Origin of the sequence: Burkholderia sp. Ac-20365, from assembly GCF_017104715.1 — a bacterium.
In the GTDB taxonomy this organism is placed as follows: domain Bacteria; phylum Pseudomonadota; class Gammaproteobacteria; order Burkholderiales; family Burkholderiaceae; genus Paraburkholderia.
Window position 1 is genome coordinate 1 of the sequence record NZ_JAAGPI010000082.1, and the last position, 7,620, is coordinate 7,620.

Consider the following 7,620-nt stretch of genomic DNA (forward strand, 5'->3'; position numbering starts at 1 on the left):
ACGGACCGAGCGGCGCCTGCCGCCCGGCGGTCACGTACGCGAGCCGCGCATCCGGCGCGAGCGCGCGGCCCGCCGCGACGTCGATTCCGTTCGTATCGACGGGTATTGCGGCGATGCGCGCGCCTGCCGCTTCGAGCACGAGCCGCGCGCCCTGGTAGCCGGGGTCCTCCATCCACGCGGCGTCGCCGGGATCGAGCCACAGGCGCGCGGCCAGATCGATCACCTGCTGCGCGCTGCCGACGATCGCGATGTGATCCGCCGTGCAGGCGATGCCGCGCGTCACGCGCACGTGCTCCGCGATCGCTTCGCGCAACGGCCGGTAGCCCTGTGCTTCCCCGTCGGCGAGCATCGAGCGGTTCGACAGACGCGAACGGCGGGCCGCGACGCGCGCCCACAACGCGAATGGAAAAGATTGCAAATCCGGCTGGCTCGGACGAAATGCGCGCGATGGAAACGAGCGGCCTTCGATGGCAAACGAACTGCGGGCCAGCAAGCGCCCGCGCGCCGACAGACTGATGCCTTCATTGCCACGCGAGTCTGCCTTTTTACGTGCGTGGCGCGCGGGCACGGACTCGAAGCGCCCATCCGGCAACTCGCTTGCGACGAAACTGCCACGCCCTACCGCGCCCGACAGATAGCCTTCTGCCGCCAGTTGCGCGAACACCTCCAGCACCGTGCCGCGCGACACGCGATGACGCGCGGCCAGCTCGCGCGTGGCCGGCAGGCGTGCGCCCGGGCCGAGCCGGCCTTCGAGGATCGCCGCGCGCAGTTCGCCATAGAGCCAGCGCTGCAGCGGCATACCTTCTGGCCGCGCGTTCAGCGCGAGGTCGATTTCGCTTGCACGGCGCATGGGGTTTCCTTCGGTAAATGGATCAACTACTAACGAAAAAAGCGTTCAGCCGATCAGGCCAATTTCGCGATTATGCCTGCCTTACCGTCCATCGCCGTGAGACGAAACCGCGCCATGCAGTTGTTAAACTGAAGAGATCGCGAAGACGCCCGCCGTCGAGCGCCGCCCGTTTCTGCGCCCGAGCCTGCGTCTTGCTTACAATGGCTGCCCTCTGCATCGAATGGCATGCCCTTTCCGGCACATGACGTCATGAAACTTCCGCTCACTCCGCAACGCCCGCCACCCAACCGCGTGTACCCGCCGGGGACGCCCGGCCTGCACGGCCTGACGTCGGTGATCACGTTCGTGGTAGTAGTGAGCGGTTTGTACTTTGCGCGTGAAGTGCTGATACCGATTACGCTCGCTGTGCTGCTGAGCTTCCTGCTCGCGCCGCTCGTCGGTCTGTTGCGGCGCCTGCACTTCGGCCAGTTGCCGTCGATTTTCGTCGCCGTGCTCACGGCAGTCGTCACGCTGCTAGCGGTCAGCACGCTGATCGGCGCGCAGGTCGCGCAGCTTGCCGGCTCGCTGCCGCAGTATCAGGCGGCTATCGAACGCAAGGTCGAGACCGTGCAGGAGAAAACAGTCGGACGCGCCGACGTGCTGCTGTCGCGCGCCGCTGCCGCGCTCGCGCGTGTCGCGCCCGAGCGCCCGCCGGCGCCACACGAAGCCGGCCGCTCGGCGAAGCCGACGGTCGCCGCGCCTTTGCCCGTGGAAGTACACGAACCGATCCCGTCGCCGCTGGAGTTGGCGCAGCGCGTGTTCTCGCCGGTTGTCGGGCCGCTCGAGACGATGTTCATCGTGCTGGTCGTGACGATCTTCATCCTGCTGCAGCGCGAAGACCTGCGCGACCGGCTGATCCGCCTGTTCGGCGCGCGCGACCTGCATCGCACCACCACCGCCATCAACGACGCGGCGAGCCGCCTGTCGCGCTATTTCGTCGCGCAGCTCGGCGTGAACCTCGGCGCGGGCGCGACGATCGCAATCGGCCTCGCGATTATCGGCGTGCCGGGCGCGCTGCTGTTCGGCGTGCTGACCGCGCTGCTGCGCTTCGTGCCGTACATCGGCACATGGATCGCCGGGCTGCTCGCCGTGATTCTCGCCGCCGCGATCCAGCCGCAATGGACGATGGCCGTATGGACGATCGTGCTGTTCGTGACCATCGACGTCGTCGCGGGCCAGGTGGTCGAGCCGTTGCTGTATGGACATAGTTCGGGGCTGTCGCCGCTCGCCGTGGTCGTCGCGGCGATCTTCTGGAGCTGGCTGTGGGGCCCTATCGGCCTCGTGCTGTCCACGCCGCTCACGCTGTGCCTCGTCACGCTGGGCCGTTACGCGGAGCGCCTGAAGTTCCTGACGGTGTTGCTAGGCGATCAGCCCGCGCTAACGCCTGCGCAGAATTTCTATCAGCGTCTGCTCGCCGACGACCCGCACGAAGCGATCGTGCAGGCCGACCGTTTCCTGCGCGACATGCCGCTTAGCCGCTATTACGACGATGTGGCGCGCGAAGGTTTGCGGCTCGCGCGCAACGACACGCTGCGCGGCGTGTTCGCGCCCGAGCAGCTCGCGCGGATGAACGAGACCTTGCTCGATATCGTCGAGAACCTCGAACAGTTCGAAGGCCTGCCCGAAGACAAGCCCGATCCCAACGCGACCGATGCGCCGCCCGCCGTCCTGCCTGCGGACGCCGCGCAGCAACGCGTCGTCTGCGTCGCGGGCCGCGGTGCATTCGATGAAGTGACGACGGCCATCGCCGTGCAACTGCTCACGCGCCGCGGCTTCGCGCCCGTCGCGACCAACTACGGGCAGTTCCGGCGCGGCCATGCGGATACGCTCGGCATCGACGGCGCGGCTATCGTCTGCGTCGTGACACTCGATGCGCCCGAAGCGCCGCCGTATCTGCGCAATCTGCTGCGGCGCATCCGCGAGCGCACGCCGGACGCGCGACTGATCGTCGGCATCGGCGGGCAGTCGGAGCGTGTCGACGAAGTCGGCGCATTAAGCGGCACGTACAACGCCAATGCATTCAGCGATCTCGTCAACCAGTGCATGCAGGCCGCTTGCGCAGCAGTTGCGCCGCCCGTCGAAAAGACGCCGCGCAGCATCGGCGCATGAGTGCCACAGCGCACGCTCAGACGTGAATGCACCAGGCACTTCATACGTTTGAAGCGTCGTTTGTCCGCACCTTGATGCAGCAAAGCCCTCACGCGGTGATAAGCTGAATGAAAGCGCACGTCATGCGGTCCGCAAGCTGACACGCGCTTTCTCTCATCGCCGCCGGGAGGCTCATGTCAGCGACCGCCCCGAAGTGCAGGCAGCAAATCCGGCTGTGCACCGCACACGACGGCGCGCGCATCGCGTACGCAACCTATGGCAACGGGCCGCCCATCGTCAAGGCGGCGAACTGGCTGAGCCATCTGGAGTTCGATCTCGCCAGCCCCGTGTGGAGCCACATGCTCGCGGAGATGTGCCGCGACCACACGCTGATCCGCTACGACCAGCGCGGCTGTGGCCTGTCGGATCATGACGTCGCCGATATTTCATTCGATGCGTGGAAACAGGATCTGATCGCCGTGATCGACGCGAGCGGTGTCGACCGTTTTGCGCTGCTCGGCATTTCGCAGGGTGCATCGATTGCGATCAGTTATGCCGTCGCGTTTCCCGAACGCGTATCGCATCTGATCCTGCATGGCGGTTACGCGCGCGGACGGCTCGTCCGCTCGCGCACGGAGCAGGCACGCGACGAAGCGGAAACGCTCGCCAAGCTCGCCGAGATCGGCTGGGGCCAGCACAACCCGGCCTTCCGTCAGTTCTTCACGACGCAGTTCATTCCGGGCGGCACACCTGAACAGCACCGCTGGTTCAACGAACTCGAGCGCATTTCGACGACACCGCAGAACGCGGCGCGCATCATGCGCGTATTCAACAACATCGATGTGGTCGATCTGCTGCCGCATGTGCAATGCCCGACGCTCGTGTTGCATGCGGTGCGCGACGCGCGTGTGCCGTTCGAGGAAAGCCGGCTGCTCGCCAGCCTGATTCCGAATGCGCGCTTCGTGCCGCTCGAAAGCGACAATCATCTGACGCTCGAATGCGAGAACGCGTGGCAGCGCTGGCGCGAGGAAGTGCGCGCGTTCCTGCCGTCCACGCGCCATGCGGACCCCGTGTTCTCGTCGCTGACGCGGCGTGAACGCGAAATCGTCGAGCTGATTGCGGGCGGCCGCGACAACGCGCAGATCGCCGCGCGCCTCGGTCTGTCCGAGAAGACCGTGCGCAATCACATCACCAGCATCTTCGCGAAGCTCGAAGTGGAGAGCCGCGCGCAGGCCATCGTGATGGCGCGCAAGGCGGGCTTCGACGCGCCCGCTGCCTGATTTCCACCTTGCGGGGCGCATGTCCCGGCTTTTCCCGGTTTGTTGCAGTGCTCACGGCAAGCACCGGGACCCGCGTCTCATGTCCGATCAATCGACGCTACGCACAATGCTCATCAAGCGTTTCGCTTCGGCACACAGCACGCCGCAGCGTTGCGCTTTGAGTCAGCGCCGTCTCTCTTCGTTCTCTTATCGGCGCTACCCCACTGCCCTTCCGCCGTCAGGAGTTCAAAGATGCAAGCTGTAGAGTACCAACTGCCTTCCCATCGCTACGCCAAATGCGTTGAAGTGTCCAAACGGATCCGTTGGGATATCGACAACGACGTGATTCGCGGCCGCACGCTCGATATCAACCAGAAGTTCCTGCCGGATGGATTGTCCCAGGTGTACCGGCTGCCGTTTCTGAACGACGCCGAACGTCGCTTCTATTCGCAGGTGCAGGGGCGCACCTATGCGAACATGTTCAAGCTCGTAGAACGCTTCATCGGCGCGAAGATGCTGGAGCTGGGACGCGATCACGCGCTAGGAGACCAGATCGCACTGGAAGCCGTCGTGCGCCTGACGGATGAAGAACTGAAGCATCAGGAGCTGTTCCGCCGCATCGAGTTGCTTGCGGGTGCGGACATGCCCGCAGGCTATCGTTTCCTGCCCGATGCCGACGATATCGCTGTGTTCGTGCTCGGCAAGTCGACATGGGCGATTCTCGCGCTGACGTGCTTCATCGAAATCTTTTCGCAGGTTCATTACCGTCAGAGCATTGAAGCAGACGACACGCTCTCGCCGCTGTTCAAGGACGTGTTCATGTATCACTGGAAAGAAGAGTCGCAGCACGCGATCATCGACGAACTCGAATGGATGCGCGAAGACGCAAAGCTCGGCAAGGTCGAACGCGACACCGGCGTTCAAGATCTGATCGCGCTGGTGGCGGGCGTGGACGGCGTCGTGCAGATGCAGGCGAAGGAAGACGCCGCGTACTTCTGCTCGCAACTGGATCGCACGCTATTGCACGCGGAGATCGATGAGGTGAATGCGGCGATGCTCGACGCGTACCGCTGGCAGTACATCGTCTCTGGCGTCGAAGAGCCGCGCTTCCGTTCACTGCTTGCGAGTGTGATCGATGAAGAGCAGAGCCAGTGCATTTTCAGCGCGCTCGCGCCGCTGATGAAACCGACGCTCGACCGGCAGACGTTGCCGCTCGTGTAAAAGCGCGCTGCATTCAACGCGTGTGATGTGCAAACGGCGGGTGCCTTCGGGCACTCGCCGTTTTTCATGCGGCGTTGCTGCGCAACGCGCACGCCGGTTTGACCACGCCCGCCGATATGCGACACTACGCACGCACACCTGTTGCCAGCAGAAGCTGCCGCCGAGGGCATATGAAGGTTCCGTACCGATACCTGTCCGCGATGGTCGTCAATCTCGCGCTGCCGTGGCTCGCGTACCGGCTTGCATTGCCGCACTGGGGCACGACGGGCGCGCTCGCGGCATCGGCCGCACCGCTTGTCGCGTGGATCGTATGGGATCTGGTCTACTCGCGGCATTTCGATGCATTGAGTGCGATCGTGCTGGCGGGCATCGTGCCGCTGCTCGCGTGGGCACTGATCGATCGCGGCGAGCATCGGCGTGCCATTGAAGACCCGATGGTCGGCGGCGTGATCGGCATGATGTTTCTGCTGTCGCTGGTGTTGCGCAAGCCGATGGTCTACTACCTTGCGCGTTCGACGGCGTCGCGCTCATCGCGTGAAAATGCCGAAGACTTCGAGTACCACTATCGGCAAAGGCCCGTACTCGTTGCGACGATCCGCATGATGACGGTGGTCTGGGGCATCGGCCTGACGGCTGAGAATGTTGCGCGCTATTGCGTCGTATCGACCTTAAGCGACGCGCAACTGGCCGAGCATATTTCGACGGCGCTGCGTTGGGCCGTCTATGGCTCGCTCACGCTATGGACGATCTGGATGCGCCGCCGTCTCAAACGCATGCGCACTGAAAAGGAACTGGAGTCTGCATGAAAGAGCCGCTGTTGATCACCGATGCAAGGCTGCCCGATGGCACGCGCGTGAACGTGTCGATTGTCGATGGACGTATCGATGCGATCGGTCCCGATGTACGGGCCACCGGCGCCGTGACGCACGAACAGGCAGATGGCGCGCTGCTGCTGCCGGGTTTCGTCGAAGGCCACACGCATCTCGACAAGACGATGTGGGGCATGCCCTGGTATCGCAACGAAGTGGGACCGAAACTCACTGACCGCATCGAAAACGAGCGGCGGTTTCGCGCGGAGAGTGGGCACGATGCGGCGGCGGCATCGCTTGCGCTGGCGCGGGCTTTTCTTGCGGCCGGGACCACGCGTCTACGCACTCATGTCGACGTCGACACCGATGCGGGACTGAAGCATCTCGAAGGCGTGCTGAAAACGCGCGACAGGTTGCATGATGTGCTCGACATGCAGATCGTGGCGTTTCCGCAATCGGGCATGCTCAAACGCGACGGCACCGTCACGCTGCTCGATGACGCGTTGCGCGCGGGTGCCGATGTATTGGGTGCGCTTGATCCCGCGTTGATCGATGGTGATCCTGTTGCGTCGTTGAATGCAACGTTCGATCTTGCCACCCGGCACCAGAAGCATGTCGATATCCATTTGCACGAGCCCGCTGAGATTGGCGCGTTCACGATGAAGTTATTACTCGATCGTGTCGAGGCGCTTGGCATGCAGGGGCGTGTCGTGATCAGTCACGCGTTCTGTCTTGGCGCGCTGCCGGCGCGTGAGCTTGATCCATTGCTCGAACGGCTTGCGTTGCTGGATGTTGCGTTGCTGACCACCGGGCCTGCTTCTGTTCCGGTTCCGCCGTTTGCCGCGTGTATTGAGAAAGGTGTGACGCTGTTTGGTGGCAATGATGGTATCCGCGATACGTGGAATCCTTTTGGCTCACCGGATATGCTGGAGCGCGCCGCGCTGATTGCGATGCGATACGACCTGCGGCGCGATGATGCCATTGCTGGGGCGTTTGATTGTGTGAGTGATGCCGCTGCGCGTGGATGTGGTTTTGCTGATTATGGTTTGCATGTGGGGGCGCGGGGGGATCTTGTGCTTGTTGATGCGGAAACCGTTGCGCATGCGGTTGTGGCGAGGCCGGGTCGCAAGCTTGTCATAGCTAATGGGCGAGTCGTCGCGCGTGGTGGGGTGCTCGTGGCTTGATTTGGTTTTGTTTGTCTGGCGACGCTGGGGTGGTTTGCTTGTGTTTTTGCTGGCATCCGCGTGATGTTTTCGTAGTTCAAGCGTTGCCCCTGTGCGGGGCGGCACTTACTTTCTTTGCCGCCGCAAAGAAAGTAAGCAAAGAAAGCGGGCTAACACCGCCCGTTCTTGAC

At 63.6% G+C, this 7,620-nt stretch carries 6 protein-coding genes; 5 read left to right on the top strand and 1 reads right to left on the bottom strand.

Annotated features, from left to right (window positions below):
• The coding region (locus G3O01_RS44495; RefSeq protein ID WP_205813856.1) for a PLP-dependent aminotransferase family protein at window positions 1–850 on the bottom strand (850 nt) is incomplete at its 3' end.
• A 249-nt stretch (window positions 851–1,099) separates the two neighbouring features.
• Between G3O01_RS44495 and G3O01_RS44500 the strand changes: the two genes are divergently transcribed.
• The 5 genes from G3O01_RS44500 (at window position 1,100) to G3O01_RS44520 (ending at window position 7,450) form a co-directional block, all read left to right on the top strand.
• Complete coding sequence (locus G3O01_RS44500; protein ID WP_205813857.1) at window positions 1,100–2,998, top strand: AI-2E family transporter; 1,899 nt, start codon at window positions 1,100–1,102, stop codon at window positions 2,996–2,998.
• A 173-nt stretch (window positions 2,999–3,171) separates the two neighbouring features.
• Window positions 3,172–4,257 (top strand): alpha/beta fold hydrolase, encoded by a 1,086-nt coding sequence (locus tag G3O01_RS44505; protein WP_205813858.1) that lies wholly within the window; start codon window positions 3,172–3,174, stop codon window positions 4,255–4,257.
• Window positions 4,258–4,488: 231 nt separating this feature from the next.
• Window positions 4,489–5,457 (top strand): hypothetical protein, encoded by a 969-nt coding sequence (locus tag G3O01_RS44510; RefSeq protein WP_205813859.1) that lies wholly within the window; start codon window positions 4,489–4,491, stop codon window positions 5,455–5,457.
• A gap of 170 nt (window positions 5,458–5,627) precedes the next feature.
• Window positions 5,628–6,263 (top strand): VC0807 family protein, encoded by a 636-nt coding sequence (locus G3O01_RS44515; protein WP_205813860.1) that lies wholly within the window; start codon window positions 5,628–5,630, stop codon window positions 6,261–6,263.
• A complete protein-coding gene (locus G3O01_RS44520; RefSeq protein WP_205813861.1) occupies window positions 6,260–7,450 on the top strand; it encodes an amidohydrolase family protein in 1,191 nt (396 codons plus the stop codon). The genes G3O01_RS44515 and G3O01_RS44520 overlap by 4 nt, the downstream gene beginning before the upstream one ends.
• Window positions 7,451–7,620: the final 170 nt, after the last annotated feature.

Bases quoted from the DNA above. Each gene is read 5' to 3' on its own strand.
- G3O01_RS44505 (WP_205813858.1), top strand. From the start codon at position 3,172: ATGTCAGCGACCGCCCCGAAGTGCAGGCAGCAAATCCGGCTGTGCACC.
- G3O01_RS44510 (WP_205813859.1), top strand. From the start codon at position 4,489: ATGCAAGCTGTAGAGTACCAACTGCCTTCCCATCGCTACGCCAAATGC.
- G3O01_RS44500 (WP_205813857.1), top strand. From the start codon at position 1,100: ATGAAACTTCCGCTCACTCCGCAACGCCCGCCACCCAACCGCGTGTAC.
- G3O01_RS44515 (WP_205813860.1), top strand. From the start codon at position 5,628: ATGAAGGTTCCGTACCGATACCTGTCCGCGATGGTCGTCAATCTCGCG.
- G3O01_RS44520 (WP_205813861.1), top strand. From the start codon at position 6,260: ATGAAAGAGCCGCTGTTGATCACCGATGCAAGGCTGCCCGATGGCACG.